General features: G+C 64.2%; 21 protein-coding genes. 15 read left to right on the plus strand and 6 right to left on the minus strand.

Features of this window, described 5'->3' with window-relative positions; all coding sequences use genetic code 11:
- Positions 1-49: 49 nt before the first annotated feature.
- Both gluQRS and dksA read right to left on the minus strand, forming a co-directional pair.
- A complete protein-coding gene (gene gluQRS / locus BMY03_RS21850) occupies positions 50-937 on the minus strand; it encodes a tRNA glutamyl-Q(34) synthetase GluQRS (protein ID WP_094012258.1) in 888 nt (295 codons plus the stop codon).
- Between the two features lie 99 nt (positions 938-1,036).
- The gene (dksA, locus tag BMY03_RS21855; protein WP_046854085.1) at positions 1,037-1,483 is read right to left on the minus strand and encodes an RNA polymerase-binding protein DksA; all 447 of its coding nucleotides are present in this window, start codon (positions 1,481-1,483) and stop codon (positions 1,037-1,039) included.
- 213 nt (positions 1,484-1,696) lie between these two features.
- Between dksA and BMY03_RS21860 the strand changes: the two genes are divergently transcribed.
- Both BMY03_RS21860 and sfsA read left to right on the plus strand, forming a co-directional pair.
- Positions 1,697-2,869, plus strand: a complete 1,173-nt coding sequence (locus BMY03_RS21860; protein WP_038706857.1) for a pyridoxal phosphate-dependent aminotransferase — start codon at positions 1,697-1,699, stop codon at positions 2,867-2,869.
- A gap of 3 nt (positions 2,870-2,872) precedes the next feature.
- Positions 2,873-3,586: a DNA/RNA nuclease SfsA gene (gene sfsA, locus BMY03_RS21865; RefSeq protein ID WP_094012259.1), complete on the plus strand. Its 714-nt coding sequence runs from the start codon at positions 2,873-2,875 to the stop codon at positions 3,584-3,586.
- Here the strand turns inward: sfsA and BMY03_RS21870 are convergent.
- Positions 3,576-3,893 carry a Rieske (2Fe-2S) protein gene (locus BMY03_RS21870; RefSeq protein WP_094012260.1) on the minus strand — a complete coding sequence of 106 codons (318 nt, stop codon included), beginning with the start codon at positions 3,891-3,893 and terminating at the stop codon, positions 3,576-3,578. The two genes, sfsA and BMY03_RS21870, sit on opposite strands and share 11 nt — an antisense overlap.
- Before the next feature lie 162 nt (positions 3,894-4,055).
- On the opposite strand from BMY03_RS21870, the gene BMY03_RS21875 reads away from it, so the two are divergent.
- The 4 genes from BMY03_RS21875 to BMY03_RS21890 are packed head-to-tail and all read left to right on the plus strand — an operon-like array spanning position 4,056 to position 7,647.
- Positions 4,056-4,940, plus strand: a complete 885-nt coding sequence (locus tag BMY03_RS21875) for a heme/hemin ABC transporter substrate-binding protein (protein ID WP_094012261.1) — start codon at positions 4,056-4,058, stop codon at positions 4,938-4,940.
- Positions 4,941-4,990: 50 nt separating this feature from the next.
- On the plus strand, positions 4,991-5,974 hold the full coding sequence (locus BMY03_RS21880) for a FecCD family ABC transporter permease (RefSeq protein ID WP_172670917.1): 984 nt from the start codon (positions 4,991-4,993) through the stop codon (positions 5,972-5,974).
- Positions 5,974-6,741 carry a heme ABC transporter ATP-binding protein gene (locus BMY03_RS21885; RefSeq protein WP_038706854.1) on the plus strand — a complete coding sequence of 256 codons (768 nt, stop codon included), beginning with the start codon at positions 5,974-5,976 and terminating at the stop codon, positions 6,739-6,741. The genes BMY03_RS21880 and BMY03_RS21885 overlap by 1 nt, the downstream gene beginning before the upstream one ends.
- 12 nt (positions 6,742-6,753) lie before the next feature.
- A complete protein-coding gene (locus BMY03_RS21890) occupies positions 6,754-7,647 on the plus strand; it encodes a ChaN family lipoprotein (protein WP_094012262.1) in 894 nt (297 codons plus the stop codon).
- 171 nt (positions 7,648-7,818) lie between these two features.
- Here BMY03_RS21890 and BMY03_RS21895 read toward each other — a convergent pair whose 3' ends face one another.
- From BMY03_RS21895 to BMY03_RS21905, 3 genes are all read right to left on the minus strand, one after another.
- On the minus strand, positions 7,819-8,103 hold the full coding sequence (locus BMY03_RS21895) for a TfoX/Sxy family protein (RefSeq protein WP_023631425.1): 285 nt from the start codon (positions 8,101-8,103) through the stop codon (positions 7,819-7,821).
- Between the two features lie 263 nt (positions 8,104-8,366).
- The gene (locus BMY03_RS21900) at positions 8,367-8,720 is read right to left on the minus strand and encodes a pentapeptide repeat-containing protein (RefSeq protein ID WP_094012263.1); all 354 of its coding nucleotides are present in this window, start codon (positions 8,718-8,720) and stop codon (positions 8,367-8,369) included.
- Between the two features lie 100 nt (positions 8,721-8,820).
- A complete protein-coding gene (locus tag BMY03_RS21905; protein ID WP_094012264.1) occupies positions 8,821-10,383 on the minus strand; it encodes a bifunctional aminoglycoside phosphotransferase/ATP-binding protein in 1,563 nt (520 codons plus the stop codon).
- Between the two features lie 119 nt (positions 10,384-10,502).
- Between BMY03_RS21905 and mrcB the strand changes: the two genes are divergently transcribed.
- From mrcB to msrQ, 9 genes are all read left to right on the plus strand, one after another.
- The gene (mrcB, locus tag BMY03_RS21910) at positions 10,503-12,824 is read left to right on the plus strand and encodes a penicillin-binding protein 1B (protein ID WP_094012265.1); all 2,322 of its coding nucleotides are present in this window, start codon (positions 10,503-10,505) and stop codon (positions 12,822-12,824) included.
- Positions 12,825-12,850: 26 nt separating this feature from the next.
- Positions 12,851-13,630, plus strand: a complete 780-nt coding sequence (locus tag BMY03_RS21915; protein ID WP_046854095.1) for a tetratricopeptide repeat protein — start codon at positions 12,851-12,853, stop codon at positions 13,628-13,630.
- A complete protein-coding gene (locus tag BMY03_RS21920; protein WP_038706850.1) occupies positions 13,627-13,959 on the plus strand; it encodes a YqcC family protein in 333 nt (110 codons plus the stop codon). The genes BMY03_RS21915 and BMY03_RS21920 overlap by 4 nt, the downstream gene beginning before the upstream one ends.
- A 407-nt stretch (positions 13,960-14,366) precedes the next feature.
- Positions 14,367-16,091 (plus strand): acetolactate synthase 3 large subunit, encoded by a 1,725-nt coding sequence (locus BMY03_RS21925; RefSeq protein ID WP_094012269.1) that lies wholly within the window; start codon positions 14,367-14,369, stop codon positions 16,089-16,091.
- A gap of 1 nt (position 16,092) precedes the next feature.
- Positions 16,093-16,584, plus strand: a complete 492-nt coding sequence (gene ilvN / locus BMY03_RS21930) for an acetolactate synthase small subunit (protein WP_003250040.1) — start codon at positions 16,093-16,095, stop codon at positions 16,582-16,584.
- 54 nt (positions 16,585-16,638) lie between these two features.
- Positions 16,639-17,655, plus strand: a complete 1,017-nt coding sequence (gene ilvC / locus BMY03_RS21935; RefSeq protein ID WP_038706849.1) for a ketol-acid reductoisomerase — start codon at positions 16,639-16,641, stop codon at positions 17,653-17,655.
- Between the two features lie 150 nt (positions 17,656-17,805).
- Positions 17,806-18,657: a CDP-diacylglycerol--serine O-phosphatidyltransferase gene (pssA, locus tag BMY03_RS21940; RefSeq protein WP_028691215.1), complete on the plus strand. Its 852-nt coding sequence runs from the start codon at positions 17,806-17,808 to the stop codon at positions 18,655-18,657.
- A gap of 77 nt (positions 18,658-18,734) precedes the next feature.
- On the plus strand, positions 18,735-19,748 hold the full coding sequence (gene msrP, locus BMY03_RS21945; RefSeq protein ID WP_094012266.1) for a protein-methionine-sulfoxide reductase catalytic subunit MsrP: 1,014 nt from the start codon (positions 18,735-18,737) through the stop codon (positions 19,746-19,748).
- Complete coding sequence (msrQ, locus tag BMY03_RS21950; protein ID WP_094012267.1) at positions 19,748-20,356, plus strand: protein-methionine-sulfoxide reductase heme-binding subunit MsrQ; 609 nt, start codon at positions 19,748-19,750, stop codon at positions 20,354-20,356. The genes msrP and msrQ overlap by 1 nt, the downstream gene beginning before the upstream one ends.
- Positions 20,357-20,679: the final 323 nt, after the last annotated feature.

The following is a 20,679-nucleotide window of genomic DNA, read 5'->3' on the forward strand; positions in this document are numbered from 1 at the left end:
GCCAGGCATCGTGGGCGCGGGCTTGCTCCGCGATAGGGCCGCTACTGCCTCAGCGCAAATCAGCCTCGGGCACGGTCATCTGCCGTGCAATGTGCTCCGGCCGCCACTGCTGGCGTGCCACCGCCAAAACCTCGGCCGGACTGGCTCCTGTCAGTGCCGGATCGATCTGCTGCCCCAATGCCCGCAACGCTCGCAGCAGCAAGGGCGTGGCCTGGTCCGCCTCAAGCGGCGGCGATCGATACGACTTGCCCAGCTTGTGCCCGTCAGGCTGCACGATCAATGGAATGTGCAGGTAACGCGGCTGCGAGAAGCCCAGCAACTCCTGCAGGTACAGCTGGCGGGGCGTGTTGTCCAGTAGGTCGGCGCCGCGCACGATGTCGGTGACGCCCTGCCAGGCATCGTCCAGCACCACTGCCAACTGGTAGGCGTAGAGCCCGTCGCGGCGCTGGATGACGAAGTCGCCCACCTCGCGCCCGAGGTGCTGTTCGAACGTACCCTGGACGCGATCCGTGAAGCGGTAGATCAATTCCGGCACGCGCAGGCGAATGGCCGCGTCTTGCCGAGGATGCCCGGCGTTACGGCAAAAGCCTGGGTAGATACCGTCGTACCCTTCCAGTTGCTTGCGCGAACAGGGGCAGGCATAGGCCAGGCCCATGCTGAACAAACGGTCGACCACGGCGGCATAGGCCTCATGGCGCTGGCTCTGGAACACTACCTCGCCGTCCCACTCCAGGCCGTAGCGCTCCAAGGTCTGCAGGATCGCATCGCGTGCCCCGGGCATTTCCCGGGGCGGGTCGGTGTCTTCCATGCGCAGCAACCAGAGGCCATCGACCGCGCGAGCGTCTAGCCAGGAGGCGAGGGCGGCCACCAGCGAGCCGAAGTGCAGAAAGCCGCTGGGGGTGGGGGCGAAGCGGCCGATGTAGCGGGAGTCGTTCATGGATTGCACAGCTATATAAATGAAGACGGGGCGTACCGATTGCAGGAGCGGGCAAGCCCGCCTCCACAACCAGTACGCCCCGTCTGCGAGGTTCTGGAATCAGCCTTTACCGACAGTCTTTTCCTTCTTCTCGGCAATTTCCTTGCAGTCGAAGCACAGGTCGGCGGTCGGGCGGGCTTCGAGGCGGCGCAGGCCGATCTCGATGCCACAGGAGTCGCACCAGCCGTACTCTTCGTCCTGAATCTTCTGCAGGGTCTTGTCGATTTTCTTGATCAGCTTGCGCTCACGATCGCGGTTGCGCAGTTCCAGGGCGAACTCTTCTTCCTGGCTGGCACGGTCAGCCGGGTCTGGGAAGTTGGCTGCCTCGTCCTTCATGTGCGTCACGGTCTGGTCCACGCTCGTCATCAACTCAAGCTTCCATGCTCCCAGAAGCTTGGTGAAGTGCTTGCGCATGGGCTCCCCCATGTACTCTTCGCCCTTGGTTTCTTTATAGGGCTCTACACCGTACATGGACTGACTGGTTTTTTGCTTTTCTACGGTGGACATGAATAGACCGCCTCTCACTCATCTGATCCAATGCGCAGGCTTGCTTCCATCGCCGGCACCCGCCGGCCCTGCGACTGCGAGCCGCCGAACTTACCAGATAGATCCGGGGTGCGCTACCCCGCCCTATGCCTGCTATTGACAGCAGGGCGGGCGGCACGTTCGCTGCGGTGCACAGGTAGAATCACCAGTTTACACCCAATTGAGAGAAGGCCCATGGCTCAGCCACACAGTGCGCGCAGTCGCGCCATCGAACCCTTCCACGTGATGGCCCTGCTGGCGCGTGCCAACGAGCTGCAGGCTGCGGGCCACGACGTGATCCACCTCGAGATCGGCGAGCCGGACTTCACCACCGCCGCGCCCATCGTCGCCGCGGGCCAGGCTGCCTTGGCCGCCGGGCACACCCGTTACACGGCTGCCCGCGGCTTGCCGCAACTGCGTGAGGCAATCGCCGGGTTCTATGGCCAACGCTACGGTGTGGACCTCGACCCGGAGCGCGTGCTCATCACCCCGGGCGGTTCCGGCGCGCTGCTGCTGGCCAGCAGCCTGCTGGTCGATCCGGGCAAGCACTGGCTGCTGGCCGACCCGGGCTACCCGTGCAACCGCCACTTCCTGCGCCTGGTGGAAGGCGGCGCGCAGCTGGTGCCGGTGGGGCCGGAGGTCAATTACCAGCTGACCGCCGATCTGGTCGAGCGTCACTGGGACAAGGACACGGTCGGTGCCCTGGTGGCGTCGCCAGCCAACCCGACGGGCACGGTGCTCGACCGCGACGAGTTGGCCAGCCTTTCCAAGGCTACCCGCGAACGCCATGGGCATCTGGTGGTGGACGAGATCTATCACGGCCTCACCTACGGCATGGATGCGCCGAGCGTGCTGGAAGTCGACGATGAGGCCTTCGTCCTGAACAGTTTTTCCAAATATTTCGGCATGACCGGCTGGCGCCTGGGCTGGCTGGTGGCGCCGCCGTCGGCGGTAGCGGACCTGGAAAAGCTGGCGCAGAACCTCTACATCAGTGCTCCGAGCATGGCCCAGCATGCCGCGCTGGCCTGCTTCGAGCCGCAAACACTGGCCATCCTCGAGGAGCGCCGCGCCGAGTTCGCCCGCCGCCGCGACTACTTGTTGCCGGCATTGCGTGAGTTGGGCTTCGGTATCGCCGTGGAGCCGCAAGGCGCCTTCTATCTGTATGCCGATATCAGCGCGTTCGGCGGCGATGCCTTCGCGTTCTGCCGGCACTTCCTCGAAACCGAGCACCTGGCATTCACCCCGGGGCTGGACTTCGGTCGTCACCAGGCCGGCCACCATGTGCGTTTTGCCTACACCCAGAGTCTGCCGCGCCTGGAGGAGGCGGTGCAGCGCATCGCCCGTGGCCTGAAAAGCTGGCAGGGCTGACGGATGCTGTTTCCGCAACTGGAGCAGGCGCGCCTGCTGCGCCGCTATAAACGCTTCCTGGCCGACATCGAACTGGCCACCGGCGAGCAGCTGACCATTCACTGCCCCAACACTGGCTCCATGCTCAATTGCATGCGCGAAGGCGGGCAGGTGTGGTTCAGCCGCTCCAACGACCCCAAGCGCAAGCTGCCCGGTACCTGGGAGATCAGCGAAACGCCCCAGGGGCGGCTGGCCTGCATCAATACCGGGCGCGCCAATGCGGTGGTGGAGGAAGCGCTGCGGGCCGGAGTGATCACGGAGCTGACCGGGTTCACCACGCTCAAGCGTGAAGTGGCGTATGGCGAGGAACGTAGCCGTATCGACTTCTACCTGGAGTTCGCCAATGGCGACAAGGCCTACGTCGAGGTCAAGAGCGTGACCCTCGGTTACCCCGATACTCCCGTGGCGGCGTTCCCCGACGCCGTCACCCAGCGTGGGGCCAAACACCTGCGAGAGCTGGCCGCCCTGGCACGCCAGGGCATCCGTGCGGTGCAGCTGTATTGCGTGAACCTGACCGGCATCGAGGCCGTGCGCCCGGCCCAGGAGATCGACGCCGCCTACGCCCAGGCACTGCGCGCCGCGGTGGCGGAAGGGGTCGAGGTGCTGGCCTACGGCACGCGCCTGGATGCCCAGCAACTGGTCATCGACCGGCCGCTGCCGGTATTGCTCAATCCGTAAGCCAGATGCCCTGGCTGTCTTCCCGGCAGTCCAGGGCTTCCAGCCATTCGCCCGCGCAGGGGCCAGTAATGCATTCGCCGCTTTCTATCAGGAACTGGGCCCCGTGATGGGCGCACTGGATCAGGCTCGCGCTGGCATCGAGAAAGCTGTCCGCCGCCCAGTTCAGCGGGATGCCCCGGTGCGGGCAGCGGTTGCGATAGAGGTGGACCGTGCCCTGGCGGCGCACGCCGAACAGCGCTATGCCGGCTACGCTGAAGGCGCGGCTGTGGCCCTCGGCGAGGTCGTTGGAGGCGCAGAGAAAATGCATCGCAGCGGAGTCTTCCGGTTAAGCCGTGTGACAAAGGGATGGCTTGACGCTTCAATGCGAATAATTATCAAATTGCCCGCATTCGTCGCGCCAGGCTGTCTATGGTGCGCACTTGTGCCGCCCGCCACAAGGTGTGCTGCCCGCCCTCTGCAAAGGAATCCGATGATGCGCCGTCCCGCTGCCTTGATTGCCCTGTGCGCCGGTCTTGCCCTGTCTACCCACACCATGGCCGCCGAGCTGCCACAGCGCTGGGTGAGCGCCGGTGGTGCCTTGAGCGAGTGGATCAGCGCCCTGGGCGGTGAGCAGCGCCTGGTCGGCGTCGACACCACCAGCCAGCACCCCGAGTCGCTCAAGGCGCTGCCCAGCATCGGTTACCAGCGCCAGTTGTCGGCCGAAGGCATCCTCAGCCTGCGCCCTGACGTGCTGGTGGGCACTGAGGAAATGGGGCCACCGCCGGTGCTGGCGCAGATCCGCAAGGCCGGGGTGCGGGTCGAGCTGTTCTCCAGCAAGGCCGAAGTGGGCGCGGTTGACGAGAATCTCAAGCACTTGGGGGCATTGCTCGGCGACGAGCACAAGGCCAAGACGTTGGCTGCCGATTACCGCCAGCAGCTGGAGGCGTTGCACAAACAGGTCGAGCAGGCCCAGGCCGGGCAGAAGGCGCCTGGCGTGTTGCTGCTGGTCGGGCATGCCGGCGCCAAGCCGATGATCGCCGGGCAGGGCACTGCCGGGGACTGGGTGCTGCGTCAGGCGGGAGGGCGCAATCTTGCCGACCACCAGGGCTACAAGAACTTCTCGGTGGAGGCCCTCGCCGCGCTTAACCCGGACGTGGTGGTGTTCTCCGACCGGGCCCTCAGTGGCGAACAGGCCTTGCAGGCACTGATCAAGGAAAACCCGGCCCTGGCGACGTCCCGTGCGGTGCGCGACAAGCGCCTGCTGTCGCTCGACCCGACGTTGCTGGTCGGCGGCCTCGGCCCGCGCCTGCCGGCCACCCTGCATGAGCTGGCCGCCAGCTTCTATCCCGCCGCCAAGGCCAACCTCAATCCATGATGCCGCGGGTTCGACCACGTACGTTGTTCATTACCCTGGCCTTGCTGTGCCTGCTGGCGGTGTGGTTGTCGCTGGCGCTGGGGCCGGTCAGCCTGCCGCTGTTCGATACCCTGCGCGCCGGCCTGCGCCTGGTCGGGTTGCCGGTCAGCGGCGAGGGCCTGGAGCAGGCCGAGATGATCCTCGGCCAGATCCGCCTGCCGCGTACCCTGCTGGGGCTGGCGGTCGGCGCGGTGCTGGCATTGTCCGGCGTGGCGATGCAGGGGTTGTTCCGCAACCCGCTGGCCGATCCGGGGCTGGTCGGTGTCGCCAGTGGCGCCGCCCTGGGGGCCGCGGTGGCGATCGTCGGCGGCAGCTGGCTGGGCGGCATTCCTGACTGGTTCGCGCCTTATCTGTTGTCGTTGTGTGCCTTCGTCGGTGGCCTGGGCGTGACAGCGATGGTCTATCGCCTGGGGCGCCGCGACGGCCAGACCAACGTGGCGACCATGCTCCTGGCCGGTATCGCGATGACCGCGCTGGGCGGCTCGGCGGTGGGCCTGTTCACTTACCTGGCCGACGACGCCACCCTGCGTACCTTGACCTTCTGGAACCTGGGCAGCCTCAACGGCGCCAGCTACGAGCGGCTGTGGCCCTTGCTGCTGGTGGCGGCGGCCGTGGCCTTGTGGCTGCCGCGCCGGGCGCAGGCGCTCAACGCCTTGCTGCTAGGCGAGTCGGAGGCCCGGCACCTGGGTATCGAGGTAGAAAAGCTCAAGCGCGAGCTGGTGTTCTGCACCGCGCTCGGCGTGGGGGCGGCGGTCGCCGCCGCCGGCCTGATCGGCTTCATCGGCCTGGTGGTGCCGCACCTGGTGCGGCTGGTGGCGGGGCCGGATCATCGGGTGCTGCTGCCGGCTTCGTTGCTGGCGGGCGGTACCTTGCTGCTGTTCGCCGACCTGGTCGCGCGCCTGGCCCTGGCCCCGGCAGAGTTGCCGATCGGCATCGTCACCGCCTTTATCGGGGCGCCATTCTTCCTGTTCCTGCTGGTGAAGGTGCGCAACTGATGCTCGACGTCCAAGGGCTGTCTCTCAAACGTGGTGGGAGCCAGGTGCTGCACGACATCAACCTCACGTTGCGGCCAGGGCAGGTGCTAGGTGTGCTCGGGCCCAATGGCGCCGGCAAGAGCAGCCTGCTCGGCGTGCTGTGTGGCGAACTGGCGCCCACTGCCGGGCGCGTGCACCTCGAGGGCCTCGGGTTGGACGATTGGCCGGGCCAGGAGCGTGCCCGGCGCCTGGCGGTACTGCCGCAGGCGTCCAGCCTTGGCTTTGCCTTCAGTGTCGCGGAAGTGGTCGGTCTCGGCCGCCTGCCCCATGCCAGCGGCCGTCAGCGCGACCGGGAAATCGTCGAGGCGGCGCTGGCGGCGGCGGATGCTCAGCACCTGGTCGAGCGCAGCTACCTGGCGCTGTCCGGGGGGGAGCGCCAACGCGTGCACCTGGCGCGGGTGCTGGCCCAGCTGTGGCCGGGCGAGCCCGGCACCACGCTGTTGCTGGATGAACCCACTTCTGCGCTGGACCCCCTGCATCAGCACACCACGCTGCAGGCGGTACGCAGTTTCGCCGACCGTGGCGCGTCGGTGCTGGTGATCCTGCATGACCTGAACCTGGCGGCGCGCTACTGTGACCATATTCTTTTGCTGGAGCAGGGCCGCGGCCATGCGCTGGGCACACCGCAACAAGTGCTGACTCCGACGGCGCTGCGGGCGGTGTTCGGCATCGACGTCCTGGTGCAACCTCACCCGGAGCGCGGCCATCCGCTGATCATCACTCGCTAGGAGGCATTCGCCATGCGCCATCCCTTGCTGTCCGGCTTGTCCATCTGTTTGGCGCTGGCGCTCGGCGGTTGCCAGGCGAGCCTGCCGCCCGTGCCGGCCTGGCAGGGTACCGAAGGCCGCGACAACGTCCAGCTGGGGCAGATCATCGAGTTGTCCAGCGGCCAGGTATTGAGCCCCGGGCAACTGGTCCAGCGCCTGGCCAATGCGCCACGGGTGCTGGTGGGTGAAAAGCACGACAATCCCGACCACCACCGCTTGCAGCTGTGGTTGCTGCGCGCCCTGGAGAGCCGCCGCGCGCAGGGCAGCCTGCTGCTGGAAATGCTCGAGCCGCAACAGCAGGCGCTGGTCGATGCGCAGAAGGGCAAGGCATCGCCTGCAGCCGACCTGCCGAAGGCGCTGGCCTGGCAGCCTGGCTGGGATTGGACGCTGTACGGGCCTATCGTGCGCGAGGCCCTTGGCCAGCCATACCCGCTACTGGCGGCGAACCTGTCGCCCGATGAAATCCGCCAGGCCTATCGCCAGCCGGCGACACCACCTGGCGACCGCTCCAATGCGCCGGCAGTGGTGCAGGCGCTGCTGGCTCAGGTGCGTGCCGGCCACTGCAACCTGCTGCCGGAAAGCCAGCTACCGGCGATGCTGGCGGTGCAGCAGCAGCGTGACCGGCGCATCGCCGAGCGCTTGCTGGCCGCGCCGCAGCCGGCGCTGTTGCTCACCGGCAGCTACCATGCGCGCAAGGATCTCGGCGTGCCGCTGCACCTGGCCGACCTCGACGCCAAGTCTGAAGACAAAGTGCTGTTGCTGGCGGAAGTGGGGGAAACGGTCGAGCCGGCCATGGCTGACTTCGTCTGGTACACCCCGGCGACACCGGAGCAGGACTACTGCGCCCAGCTGCGCAAGGGCCACTGAATCGCAGGCAAAAAAAGACCCGGCAAAAAGCCGGGTCAATAACCGTGATTAGCCTGATGAGGAGATAATCTGAGCGTCCGAACCAGGGAGCATTCAGGTTACCCAACCGGTCTCGCGACCAGTTGTGATAATCATAACGATTCTCATTTCGTAGTCAATGCCTTTCCGAGATTAATTTTCGTTCTTCTGGGATGGGGGTTGGCACTTGGCATCGAGCTGCTGGTTCAACGCCTGTTTGCGTTCGACCGGCAGGTCATTCCAGTGCATGTCTAGCAGGGCGCCCTCGATGGCATACAACAACACCTTCGAAGCCCGGAAACCTCGCGTTCTCACAGCCTGATAGGCACCCACCGCGCCGAGCCGGCGCAGGTCCGATGCACTGTGGATGCCGACAGCATGCAGCCATTGCGCGGAGGTTTTGCCAAGGTTTTTCAGATGCTGCAATTCATCGTTCATCGAGCCTCCTTGCGATGGCTGAACGGGTCGTGGGGATAAATCGCGAGCAGGTCAATGAGGAGTGTAGCGGGGGTTATGGATTACGCGGCCTTTTGCCATCGGCGCCGACGGGATGCAATACGGTTGCGGGACCTTGGGCTTCGTTGGGGCGGGCTTGCCCGGCGATGGCGATAGCAGGGGCTGACGCTATCGCGGGGCAAGCCCGCCCCCAAGTGTGTCCGATCCACAAGGTTCGTGGCCACCGCCTTGTGCAGGCCGGACGCTTACCCTTGGCGTGGGCTGCGATAACGCATCCGTGTCCCGAACTTCACCGACATCAGGATCTCGTCGGCGCTCAGCTCGGCCGGGAAATACGTCCCGGAGATCTGCGCATGGGCCAGGCTCGCCCCTTCCAGGCCGTTTTCCCGCAGGTCCAGCCCGCGCAGGTCGGCGGCACGGAAGTAGGCGTCGGCAAAGTCGATGCCGCGTACATCCAGATCGCGCAGGTCGAGGCCGCGGAAATCACCGCCGCGAAAGTCGATCGGCGCATCACTGGGCTTCTCGCGGTTGAACGCCGCGATCTTCTCGTCGCGGATCATCGAGTACAGGACGTTGTCCAGCTGACGGGGCTGATTCATGGCGGCGCCTCCTCCGTGGGGTGTGATGATATTGTAATGACATCACTGGAGAGGCGCCGGACTTCAGGCGTGAACTGTCGACTGCTTCACGCCTGAAGGCTCAAAAACCGGGGAAATGCTGGCGGATCTGTTCGATCAACTGGTCCATGCTGGCGCTTTCCTGGGTATTCACCCGCTTGCTGTGCTTTTGCTCCTCGGCATCGAGCGGATCGCGTGTCGCTTGTTGCGCCTTGACCACCTCCAGGGTGGCGTCCGACGGGTCGATGGCCTCGGCCTGGCGTTGCGCCAGCCAGCTGGCGATCACTGCGTCCGGGGCCTGGCAGTCGAGGATCAGGAACGGCACGCCGGTCTCGCTGGCGACCTCGGCCGCGGCCTTGCGCTGCTCATGCTTGAGGTAGGTGGCGTCGAGCACCACCGGGAACCCGGCGTGCAGGATGATCTCTGCAAGTTCGTGCAGACGCTGGTAGGTGGCAACGCTGGCCTGCTTGTCGTAGATGCCGGCCTCCAGATGACCGGCATCGGCCACCGATTGCTTGCCGAACAGGCGCTTGCGCTCCACGTCCGAACGCACGCGGACTGCGCCCAGGGCTTCGACCAGGCGCATGGCCACGTGGCTCTTGCCCACTGCCGAGACGCCCTGGGTGATGGCCAGCAGGCGCGAAGGGATGGCGCTGTAGCTTTCGGCCAGGTTGGCATAGTTGCGGTAGGTACGCAGGGTGGTGGCGCGCTGCACGCCGTCCGCCTCGGCCGGCATGCTGAACAGCGCGACCTTGGCCCGCACCAGTGCGCGGTAGGCCTTGTAGAAGTTCAGCAACTCCAGGCCCTGGTAGTCGCCGGTGAGCTCCAGGTACTGGCTGACGAAACGCCGCGACAGGCACTTCAGGCCGCGGTCCTCGAGGTCCATGGCCAGGAAGCCGACGTCGGCGTAGACGTCGGTCAGGCGGAAGGGTTCGTTGAACTCGATGCAGTCGAAGATCACCACCTTGCCGTCGATCAGGGTGGCGTTGCCCAGGTGGATGTCACCGTGGCATTCGCGAATGAAACCATTGGCCTTGCGCGCTTCCAGCAGACCGTGCAGGCGCTTGAAGCTGTCCTGGGCCCAGGCTTGCAGTGCATCGAGCTGCTGCAGGTCGGCCTTGTCGCTGAGGAACGGGCGGATCTGTTCGAAGTTCTGTTCCACCGGCGCCATGACCGCGTCCGGGGTGCCCAGCGGGTGCTCGACCGGCACCTTGGGCGCCTGCAGGTGGAACTCGGCGATCTGCCGCGCCATCTGGTCGATATGCCCGGCATTCAGCTCGCCGTTGGCCTGAAGGGTGCTGAGCATCTGGCCCTGGGGGAACTGGCGCATCTTCAGCGCGTACTCGATCGCCGGGCCTTCGCCGCCGATCTGCGGCGCTTCGACGCTACCGGTGATCGGCAGCACTTCCAGGTACAGACCTTCGGTCAGGCGCTGGTTCAGGCGCAGCTCTTCGTTGCAAAAATGCCCGCGCTGGTCGAGGCCGGTGAAGTCGAGGAAGCCGAAGTTCATCGGCTTCTTGATCTTGTAGGCAAACTCGCCGGTGAGCAGGACCCAGGAGATATGCGTCTCGATGAGCTCGAAGCCCGCAACCGGGTGCGGATAGAGGGCGGGGTTTTGCAGCGCGCTGATCAGGGCTTGGCTCACGGATCATCCTTTAAGGGGGTCAGGGAATTCGAATCGAACATTATGGTCAATGGTGCCGTCCCTGCAAACCGCCGAGGGGCGCCTGCCTCCCTTTTCCAATGTGCGTATAATCCGCCGCCATGACTCGTACCCGAAATTCCCGCACCCCAAAAAAACGCCCGACCGGCCGCGCCCGTGCCTTGCTGGGCTGGGCGCTCAAGCTCAGCCTGGTCGGCCTGGTACTGATAGCCGGCTTCGCGGTCTACCTCGACGCCACTGTCCAGGAGAAGTTCTCCGGCAAGCGCTGGACCATCCCGGCCAAGGTGTATGCCCGGCCGCTGGAGCTGTTCGTCGGCCAGAAACTGAGCCGCAACGACTTCCTCACCGAGCTCGATGCCCTCGGCTACCGTCGGGAAAGCGCGGCCAACGGCCCGGGCGCGGCGTCGGTCAATGGCAACACCGTCGACCTCAATACCCGTGGCTTCCAGTTCTACGAGGGCATGGAACCGGCGCAGTTCGTGCGCGTGCGCTTCTCCGGCGATTATGTCGCGGGCCTCAGCGGCGCCAATGGCGGCAAGCTCGACGTGGTGCGCCTTGAGCCGCTGATGATCGGCGGCATCTACCCGAAGAATCTCGAAGACCGCATCCTGATCAAGATCGATCAGGTGCCGCCGTATCTGGTGGAAACCCTGATCGCCACCGAGGACCGCGACTTCTACAGCCACTTCGGTGTGTCGCCCAAGTCCATCGCCCGCGCGGTGTGGGTCAACACTTCGTCCGGCGCCATGCGCCAGGGCGGCAGTACCCTGACCCAGCAGTTGGTGAAGAACTTCTTCCTCACCAACGAGCGCAGTCTCAGCCGCAAGCTGACCGAAGCGATGATGTCGCTGCTCCTGGAAGTGCACTACGACAAGCACGAGATCCTCGAGGCCTACCTGAACGAAGTGTTCATCGGACAGGACGGCCAGCGCGCCGTGCACGGCTTCGGTCTGGCCAGCCAGTTCTTCTTCAGCCAGCCGCTGCAGGAGCTCAAGCTGCACCAGATCGCCCTGCTGGTGGGCATGGTCAAGGGCCCGTCATACTACAACCCGCGCCGCCACCCCGAGCGCGCCTTGCAGCGGCGCAACCTGGTGCTCGACCTGCTCGCCGAGCAAGGCGTGGCCACTCAGGACGTGGTCGACGCGGCGAAGAAGATGCCCCTGGGCGTGACCAAGCGCGGCAGCCTGGCCGACAGCTCGTTCCCGGCCTTCCTCGACCTGGTCAAGCGTCAGTTGCGCCAGGACTACCGCGACGAAGACTTGACCGAAGAAGGCCTGCGCATCTTCACCAGTTTCGACCCGATCCTGCAGATGAAGGCCGAAACCGCCATGAGCGAGACCTTCAAACGCCTGGCCGGGCGCAAGGGCGCCGACGAAGTCGAGTCGGCGATGGTCGTCACCAACCCGGAAACCGGTGAGGTGCAGGCGCTGATCGGCAGCCGCCAGTCGGGCTTCGCCGGTTTCAACCGCGCCATCGATGCAGTGCGGCCGATCGGTTCGCTGGTCAAGCCGGCGGTCTACCTGACTGCGCTGGAACAGCCGAGCAAGTTCACCCTCACCAGCTGGGTGCAGGACGAGCCGTTCTCGGTCAAAGGCGCCGATGGCCAGGTATGGCGGCCGCAGAACTACGACCGCCGGCCCCATGGCACCATCTACCTGTACCAGGGCCTGGCCAACTCCTACAACCTGTCCACCGCCAAGCTGGGCCTTGAAGTGGGCGTGCCCAACGTGATCAAGACCATCGCCCGGCTCGGCGTGCAGGTCGACTGGCAGGCGTTCCCGTCGATGCTGCTGGGCGCCGGCGGCATGTCGCCGATGCAGGTGGCGACCATGTACCAGACCATCGCCAACGGCGGCTTCAATACGCCGATGCGCGGCATCCGCAGCGTGCTCACCGCCGAAGGCGAGCCGCTCAAGCGCTACCCGTTCCAGATCCAGCAGACCTTCGACCCGGGCTCGATCTACCTGGTGCAGAACGCCATGCAGCGGGTGATGCGTGAAGGTACCGGGCGCTCGGTGTACAGCACGCTGCCGAGCTCGCTGACCCTGGCTGGCAAGACCGGCACCAGCAACGACTCGCGCGACAGCTGGTTCTCCGGTTTCAGCCAGGACCTGCTGGCGGTGGTCTGGCTGGGCCGCGACGACAACGGCAAGACGCCGTTCACCGGTGCCACCGGCGCGTTGCAGGTGTGGACCAGCTTCATGAAGAAGGCCGACCCGCTGCCGCTGGACATGCCCCAGCCGGACAACGTGGTGCAGGCCTGGATCGACCCTTACAGCGGCCAGGGTTCCGACGGCAGCTGTCCGGGAGCGGTGCAGATGCCGTATATTCGCGGCAGTGAACCGCCCGCAGGCGCCGCCTGTGGCGGCGAGCAGAACCCGGCCGAACAGGTGATGGACTGGGTCAAGGGCTGGATGAATTGAGCGCGAGCTTCTGAAGAGGGTGTGAAGTGAACAAGTGGTGGATTCCTGCCGTGGCGGCAGTGACCGTTCTGCACGGCTGTGCCAGCGTCCCGCGTGGCAACATTCCGGTGGTCGATTCGAGCACCCGGGTCTCCAACAGCGAGCGCGTCTCGGCCAACCGCACGTCGGCCTATCCGACCAGCGGCGGCAGCAGCCAGGCCCAGTCATTGCCGGAAGACTCCGGCGTCACCGTGATGATCCCGCAGGGGACAGGCGGCGCGCCGATCCAGTCGTTCCCGGCAGGCACCGGGCCTGCGCCGATCAGCACCGGCCCGATCACCCCGGGCCCGGTCAGCAGCGGGCCGATCACGACCAATCCCAACCCGATTGCCGACGAACCGTTCGACATCGCCTCGATGAGCAACCCGGCGCCGGTGACCAGTGCCCCGACTGGTATCCCGCGTGGCAACGCCTCCAGTGGCGGCCTGTCGGCCGATGAGCAGCTCGACGGCCCGGTGCTGGCCTTGCTCACCACTGCCCAGCAGCAGCAGGGTAGCGGCGACTTCAACGGCGCCGCGTCGAGCCTGGAGCGTGCCCAGCGCATTGCCCCGCGTGAGCCGCAGGTGCTGTTCCGCCTGGCCCAGGTGCGCCTGTCCCAGGGCGATGCGGCGCAGTCCGAGCAACTGGCGCGCCGTGCCCTGACCTACGCCAACGGTCGCCCAGACCTGCAGGCCCAGCTGTGGAACACCATCGCCCAGGCCCGTGAAAAGCAGGGTGACAGTGCAGGGGCGGCCCTGGCGCGGCAGAAGGCGCGGGTCAACCTGTGATGGAACAGCGCATTCTCGATATCGCCGACCAACTGCTGCTGATCGAGCAGGAGCTCAAGGTCCAGGGCTGGTGGAGCGACGCCACCCCCAGTGCCGAGGCGTTGGCCAGCGTGGAGCCGTTCGCGGTGGACCGCATGAGCTTCGAGCAGTGGCTGCAGTGGATCTTCCTGCCGCGCATGAAGCTGATCCTCGAGCACGGGCATCCGTTGCCCAACGCCTCGGGCATCCTGGTGATGGCCGAGACGGTGTTCGTCGACCGCCCGGAACAAAGCCGCGAGCTACGGCGTTTGCTCGCAACTTTCGACCAATTGATCGCGCCTTGCGCCTGATTTCTACCGTTTTTCCTTCAAGGGCCGCAGATTGTGGCCCTTTTTTATGGAAATCTTATTTTTCCTGCTGCTGCTCGCGCCATTAGTGGTGGTGAGAATTCATCTTGAAGAAAAATTGGCAATAATTTCTCTTGACTTGTGAGCGCCGAATCACAAGAATCCAGATTCCGCTGTAGAGGGACTGCCAGAAGCAGACCCGCTAAGCAGATCATGAGGCGCACACCCGCGCCGACTTGTAACACCCCGCAACGCGTTACCTCGCGCTGGGTGGGAAGGCCCGCAACACACCAGGGTATTCCCAATACTTGCTCAGTCAGTGCTGACGTTCGCTCATGCTCTGCTTGGCAGTAAACCTAATAAGACCCGCTCAGTGAGGGCGGTATTCTGGCGTTTTAGAGGTGAACAACGTGGAGCTCTTATCCGGCGCTGAAATGGTCGTCCGCTTTTTGCGCGACGAAGGCGTTAAGCACATCTACGGGTACCCTGGCGGTGCTCTCCTTCATGTTTACGATGCCTTGTTCAAGGAACCGGAAGTCCAGCACATCCTGGTTCGTCACGAGCAGGCTGCCACCCATATGGCGGACGGTTACGCCCGTGCCACCGGCAAGGCCGGCGTGGTACTGGTGACTTCCGGCCCGGGCGCGACCAATGCCATCACCGGCATTGCCACCGCCTACATGGATTCCATCCCGATGGTCATCCTGTCTGGCCAGGTGCCCAGCACCATGGTCGGCACCGATGCGTTCCAGGAAACCGACATGATCGGTATCTCCCGGCCGATCGTGAAGCATAGCTTCATGGTCAAGCACGCCTCGGAAATCCCCGAAGTCCTGAAAAAAGCCTTCTATCTGGCGCAGTCCGGCCGTCCCGGCCCGGTCGTGGTCGACATTCCAAAAGATATGACCAACCCGGCCGAGAAGTTCGAGTACATCTACCCGAAAAAGGTCAAGCTGCGTTCCTATAGTCCGGCCCTGCGCGGCCATTCCGGGCAGATCCGCAAGGCAGCCGAAATGCTCCTCGCGGCCAAGCGCCCGGTGGTCTACTCCGGTGGCGGCGTGATTCTCGGCGGTGGCTCCGAAGCCCTGACCGAAATCGCCAAGTCGTTGAACCTGCCGGTCACCAACACCCTCATGGGCCTTGGTGGCTTCCCAGGCACCGACCGCCAGTTCCTCGGCATGCTCGGCATGCACGGCAGCTACACCGCCAACCTGGCCATGCACAACGCCGACGTGATCTTCGCTGTCGGTGTGCGTTTCGACGACCGCGTGGTCAACGGTCCGGCCAAGTTCTGCCCGAACGCCAAGATCATCCACATCGACATCGACCCGGCCTCGATCTCGAAGATGATCAAGGCCGACGTGCCGATCGTCGGTCCGGTCGAGAGCGTGTTGAGCGAAATGCTCGGCATCCTCAAGGAAATCGGCGAGCAGCCCGACAAGGCTGCGCTCGATGCCTGGTGGAAGCAGATCGATGAATGGCGTGGCGACGGCGAGCTGTTCCCCTACGACAAGGGCGACGGCAACATCATCAAGCCGCAACAGGTCATCGAGACCCTGTGCGAAGTGACCAAGGGCGATGCCTTCGTCACCTCCGACGTGGGCCAGCACCAGATGTTCGCGGCGCAGTACTATCGCTTCAACAAACCCAACCGCTGGATCAACTCCGGTGGCCTGGGCACCATGGGCTTCGGTTTCCCGGCGGCCATGGGCATCAAGCTCAACTTCCCCGACCAGGATGTGGCCTGCGTTACCGGTGAAGGCAGCATCCAGATGAACATCCAGGAGCTGTCCACCTGCATGCAGTACGGCCTGCCGGTGAAGATCGTCAACCTGAACAACGGTGTGCTGGGCATGGTTCGCCAATGGCAGGACATGTCCTACAACGGTCGCCACTCGCATTCCTATGTCGAGTCGCTGCCGGACTTCGTCAAGCTGGCCGAGGCCTATGGCCATGTGGGCATGCGCATCACCAGCCTGAAAGACCTCAAGCCGAAACTGGAAGAGGCTTTCGCGATGAAGGACCGCCTGGTGTTCATCGACATCGCGGTCGACCGGACCGAGCACGTCTATCCGATGCAGATCAAGGACGGCTCGATGCGTGACATGTGGCTGAGCAAGACGGAGCGTACCTGACATGCGGCACATCATCTCCCTGCTGCTGGAAAACGAACCCGGTGCCTTGTCTCGCGTGGTCGGCTTGTTCTCCCAGCGCAACTACAACATTGAAAGCCTGACCGTGGCGCCGACCGAAGACCCGACCCTGTCGCGTCTGACGCTGACCACCGTTGGCCATGACGAAGTGATCGAACAGATCACCAAGAACCTCAACAAGCTGGTCGAAGTGGTCAAGCTTGTCGACCTGTCGGAAAGCGCCCACATCGAGCGCGAACTGATGCTGGTCAAGGTCAAGGCCACGGGTGCCCAGCGCGCCGAGATCAAGCGCACCACGGATATCTTCCGTGGCCAGATCGTCGACGTGACCGCCAGCGTGTACACCGTGCAGCTGAGCGGCACCAGCGACAAACTGGACAGCTTCATCCAGGCCATCGGCACCGCATCGATTCTCGAAACCGTGCGCAGTGGCGTCACCGGCATTGCCCGTGGCGACAAAGTGCTCAGCATCTAACTTCAAAAATAGCGATGGCTCCGCAGGGGCCGAGATATAACCAGGGGTATTTTCATGAAAGTTTTCTACGACAAAGACTGCGACCTCTCCATCATCCAGGGCAAGAAAGTCGCCATCATCGGCTACGGCTCCCAGGGTCACGCCCAGGCGTGCAACCTGAAGGACTCCGGTGTGGACGTTACCGTCGGTCTGCGTAAAGGTTCGGCTACCGTTGCCAAGGCTGAAGCCCACGGCCTGAAAGTGGCCGACGTGGCCAGCGCCGTCGCTGCCGCCGACCTGGTCATGATCCTGACCCCGGACGAGTTCCAGGGCCAGTTGTACAAGAACGAGATCGAGCCGAACATCAAGAAGGGCGCCACCCTGGCCTTCTCCCACGGCTTCTCGATCCACTACAACCAGGTCGTGCCGCGTGCCGACCTCGACGTGATCATGATCGCGCCGAAGGCCCCGGGCCACACCGTGCGCTCCGAGTTCGTCAAAGGCGGCGGCATCCCTGACCTGATCGCCATCTACCAGGACGCTTCGGGCAACGCCAAGAACGTCGCCCTGTCCTACGCCGCTGGCGTCGGTGGCGGCCGTACCGGCATCATCGAAACCACCTTCAAGGACGAGACCGAAACCGACCTGTTCGGTGAGCAGGCCGTTCTCTGCGGCGGTACCGTCGAGCTGGTCAAGGCCGGTTTCGAAACCCTGGTCGAAGCGGGCTACGCCCCGGAAATGGCCTACTTCGAGTGCCTGCACGAGCTGAAGCTGATCGTTGACCTCATGTACGAAGGCGGCATCGCCAACATGAACTACTCGATCTCCAACAACGCCGAGTACGGTGAGTACGTCACCGGCCCTGAAGTCATCAACGAAGAATCCCGCAAGGCCATGCGCAACGCTCTGAAGCGCATCCAGGACGGCGAGTACGCGAAGATGTTCATCAGCGAAGGCGCCACCAACTATCCTTCGATGACCGCCAAGCGCCGCAACAACGCCGCCCACGGCATCGAGATCATCGGCGAGCAGCTGCGTTCGATGATGCCGTGGATCTCGGCCAACAAGATCGTCGACAAGACCAAGAACTGAGTCTTGCGTCGATAATGAAAAACGCGGCTTCGGCCGCGTTTTTTCGTTTGCGCGGTCAGCTTCTGGTATAAAGCGACCAGTGGCTCGCTGTCAGAACCGTTTTGCAGAGCCCATGTCGAACATATTCCACCCTGTTGCAAGGTACTTTTCATGAGCGAACGTCCCGAAGAGCCGAACAAGCCCTCCGACGCCGAAAGCCTGCTACCTGTCGATGAGCACGTTGAAGAAGGCCACGACGCCGAAGGGCGCAAGGTGCGTCACCGCGGTATCTATCTGCTGCCCAACCTGTTCACCACCGCGAACCTGTTCGCCGGCTTCTATTCCATCATCAGCTCGATGAGCGCGCAGAGCGCCCTGAGCGCGGGTGATCCACGCGAGGCGAGCAAGTACTTCGCCTTCGCCGCCATCGCCATCTTCGTCGCCATGGTCCTCGACGGCCTCGACGGCCGCGTGGCGCGCATGACCAATACGCAAAGCGCCTTCGGTGCCGAGTACGACTCGCTGTCGGACATGGTCGCCTTCGGTGTGGCCCCGGCGCTGCTGGCGTTCGGCTGGGCCCTGGGCGACATGGGCAAGGTCGGCTGGATGGTCGCCTTCATCTATGTGGCCGGCGCTGCGCTGCGCCTGGCGCGCTTCAACACCCAGGTCGGCACCGCCGACAAACGTTACTTCATCGGCCTGGCCAGCCCGGCGGCGGCCGGCGTGGTGGCCGGTACCGTCTGGGCGTTCAGCGACTACGGCATCCAGGGTTCCAAGCTGTCGTTCCTGGTGGCGCTGCTGGTGGCGGCCGCCGGCATGCTGATGGTCAGCAACATCAAGTACAACAGCTTCAAGGAGCTCGACCTCAAGGGCCGCGTGCCCTTTGTCGCGATCCTCGCCGTGGTGCTGGTGTTTGCCGTGGTGTTCAGCGATCCGCCGCGCATCCTGCTGCTGATCTTCCTCGCCTATGCTGCATCGGGGCCGATCCAGTTCCTGTTGCGGGCGCGCCGTCGCAAATCCTGACAAGGATTTAATCGCGGAATAACCTGCCGGCTCCATAGTCTTACGTGTACATCAGTTACCCGTACTGTGGAGCCGCCATGCTCATCAAGCTTCCCCGATCCAGCGACTGCAAGTCGTCCGAGATCACCCCCGAAAGTTTCTACCTCTCCCGTCGCAAGCTGCTGGGCGCCAGCCTTGCAGGTGCAGCCCTGGGCGCCTTGCCCCGGTTGGGCGCCGCGGCGGAGGTTTCCCGCTATGCCGATGTCGAGGCGGGCAGCGCGCCAGGCTGGTTCAGTGACAAGCTCGGCGCCACGCGCTGGCAGGCGGTCACCGTCAGCGGCGAAGCCATCACGCCGTTCAAGGACGCGACCCACTACAACAACTTCTATGAGTTCGGGCCCGACAAGGGCGACCCGGCGGCCAATGCCGGCAGCCTGAAGACCGAGCCGTGGAGCCTGGTGGTCGATGGCGAAGTGGCCAAGCCCGGGCGTTATGCGCTGGAAGACTTTGTCAAACCGTACCAGCTCGAGGAGCGCATCTATCGCCTGCGCTGTGTGGAGGCCTGGTCGATGGTGATTCCCTGGCTGGGCTTCCCGTTGGCCGAGGTACTCAAGCAGGTCGAGCCAACCTCCAAGGCGCGCTATATCCGTTTCGAAACCCTGGAAGACCCCAAGCGCATGCCTGGGCAGCGCTCCGGCTTCGCCCTGATCGACTGGCCCTATGTGGAAGGGCTGCGTCTGGATGAGGCGATGAACCCGCTGGCGATCCTGGCGGTGGGCATGTATGGCCGTGAACTGCCCAACCAAAACGGCGCGCCGCTGCGCCTGGTGGTGCCCTGGAAGTACGGCTTCAAGAGCATCAAGTCGATCGTGCGCATCAGCCTGGTGGCAGAACAACCTGCGACTACCTGGCAGGGGTTGGCGCCGGACGAGTACGGCTTCTATGCCAACGTCAACCCGACGGTGGACCACCCGCGCTGGACCCAGGCCCGCGAGCGGCGCCTGCCCAGCGGGCTGTTCAGCCCCAATGTGCGCGATACGCTGATGTTCAACGGCTATGCCGATGAAGTGGCGTCGCTGTATACCGGCCTCGACCTGCGGAAGAACTATTGATGCGCTATCCGTGGCTGCGCCTGGCGATCTTCGTGATCGGGTGCCTGTTTCCCGTGTGGTGGTTGTATGAGGCAGCCATGGGGCTGCTCGGCCCGGATCCGGGAAAGATCATGGTGGATCGCCTTGGCCTGGGGGCACTGGTGTTCCTGTTGATTACCCTGAGCATGACACCGCTGCAGCGGTTGACGGGGTGGGCGGGGTGGATCGTCGTGCGGCGCCAGCTGGGGCTGTGGTGCTTTGCTTATATAGTGCTGCACCTGACGGCGTACCTGGTGTTCATCCTGGGGCTGGACTGGGGGCAGTTCGGCGTTGAGCTGCGCAAGCGGCCCTACATCATTGTCGGTGCATTGGGTTTTCTTGGCTTGCTGGCGCTGGCGGTCACGTCCAACCGGTATAGCCAGCGCCGCCTTGGGGCGCGGTGGAAGAAGCTGCACCGGCTGGTCTATGTGATTCTCGGGCTTGGGCTGCTGCACTTCCTGTGGATCGTACGCTCGGACCTGAAGGAGTGGGCGGTGTATGCCGCTATCGGGGTGTTTCTGCTGGTGTTGCGTATACCCCCGGTGTGGCGGCGTGTTCCACGGCTGGTGGGGCGGGGGAGGGCGGCCTGAAATCTTTCTTTAATAAAAGGTTGACGCCCTCTCAGATCCCCTTATAATGCGCCCCACTTCCAGCGACATCGGAACGAAAAACTCCTTGAATATCAATGAGTTGATCGATCAAGAGGGTTGCGGAGGTGCTTCGGTCGTCAGATCGGCAGCGGTGAAAAAGGCAGTTGACAGCAGGTTGTAACGCTGTATGATTCGCCTCCCGCTACGAGAGATCGCAGCGAGTCAAGTGTTTGAAGTTGAACGGGTTTCTCGCAAAATACTTCAAAATAAACGCTTGACAGCCAATGAGGAAAGCGTAGAATGCGCGCCTCGGTTGAGACGAA

Source organism: Pseudomonas soli (assembly GCF_900110655.1).
Taxonomy (GTDB): domain Bacteria; phylum Pseudomonadota; class Gammaproteobacteria; order Pseudomonadales; family Pseudomonadaceae; genus Aquipseudomonas; species Aquipseudomonas soli.

What these genes read in the sequence shown, in the direction of transcription:
- gluQRS (WP_094012258.1), bottom strand. Translation starts at nt 937, where the DNA reads ATGAACGACTCCCGCTACATCGGCCGCTTCGCCCCCACCCCCAGCGGC.
- dksA (WP_046854085.1), bottom strand. Translation starts at nt 1,483, where the DNA reads ATGTCCACCGTAGAAAAGCAAAAAACCAGTCAGTCCATGTACGGTGTA.
- BMY03_RS21860 (WP_038706857.1), top strand. Translation starts at nt 1,697, where the DNA reads ATGGCTCAGCCACACAGTGCGCGCAGTCGCGCCATCGAACCCTTCCAC.
- sfsA (WP_094012259.1), top strand. Translation starts at nt 2,873, where the DNA reads ATGCTGTTTCCGCAACTGGAGCAGGCGCGCCTGCTGCGCCGCTATAAA.
- BMY03_RS21870 (WP_094012260.1), bottom strand. Translation starts at nt 3,893, where the DNA reads ATGCATTTTCTCTGCGCCTCCAACGACCTCGCCGAGGGCCACAGCCGC.
- BMY03_RS21875 (WP_094012261.1), top strand. Translation starts at nt 4,056, where the DNA reads ATGATGCGCCGTCCCGCTGCCTTGATTGCCCTGTGCGCCGGTCTTGCC.
- BMY03_RS21885 (WP_038706854.1), top strand. Translation starts at nt 5,974, where the DNA reads ATGCTCGACGTCCAAGGGCTGTCTCTCAAACGTGGTGGGAGCCAGGTG.
- BMY03_RS21890 (WP_094012262.1), top strand. Translation starts at nt 6,754, where the DNA reads ATGCGCCATCCCTTGCTGTCCGGCTTGTCCATCTGTTTGGCGCTGGCG.
- BMY03_RS21895 (WP_023631425.1), bottom strand. Translation starts at nt 8,103, where the DNA reads ATGAACGATGAATTGCAGCATCTGAAAAACCTTGGCAAAACCTCCGCG.
- BMY03_RS21900 (WP_094012263.1), bottom strand. Translation starts at nt 8,720, where the DNA reads ATGAATCAGCCCCGTCAGCTGGACAACGTCCTGTACTCGATGATCCGC.
- mrcB (WP_094012265.1), top strand. Translation starts at nt 10,503, where the DNA reads ATGACTCGTACCCGAAATTCCCGCACCCCAAAAAAACGCCCGACCGGC.
- ilvN (WP_003250040.1), top strand. Translation starts at nt 16,093, where the DNA reads ATGCGGCACATCATCTCCCTGCTGCTGGAAAACGAACCCGGTGCCTTG.
- ilvC (WP_038706849.1), top strand. Translation starts at nt 16,639, where the DNA reads ATGAAAGTTTTCTACGACAAAGACTGCGACCTCTCCATCATCCAGGGC.
- pssA (WP_028691215.1), top strand. Translation starts at nt 17,806, where the DNA reads ATGAGCGAACGTCCCGAAGAGCCGAACAAGCCCTCCGACGCCGAAAGC.
- msrP (WP_094012266.1), top strand. Translation starts at nt 18,735, where the DNA reads ATGCTCATCAAGCTTCCCCGATCCAGCGACTGCAAGTCGTCCGAGATC.
- msrQ (WP_094012267.1), top strand. Translation starts at nt 19,748, where the DNA reads ATGCGCTATCCGTGGCTGCGCCTGGCGATCTTCGTGATCGGGTGCCTG.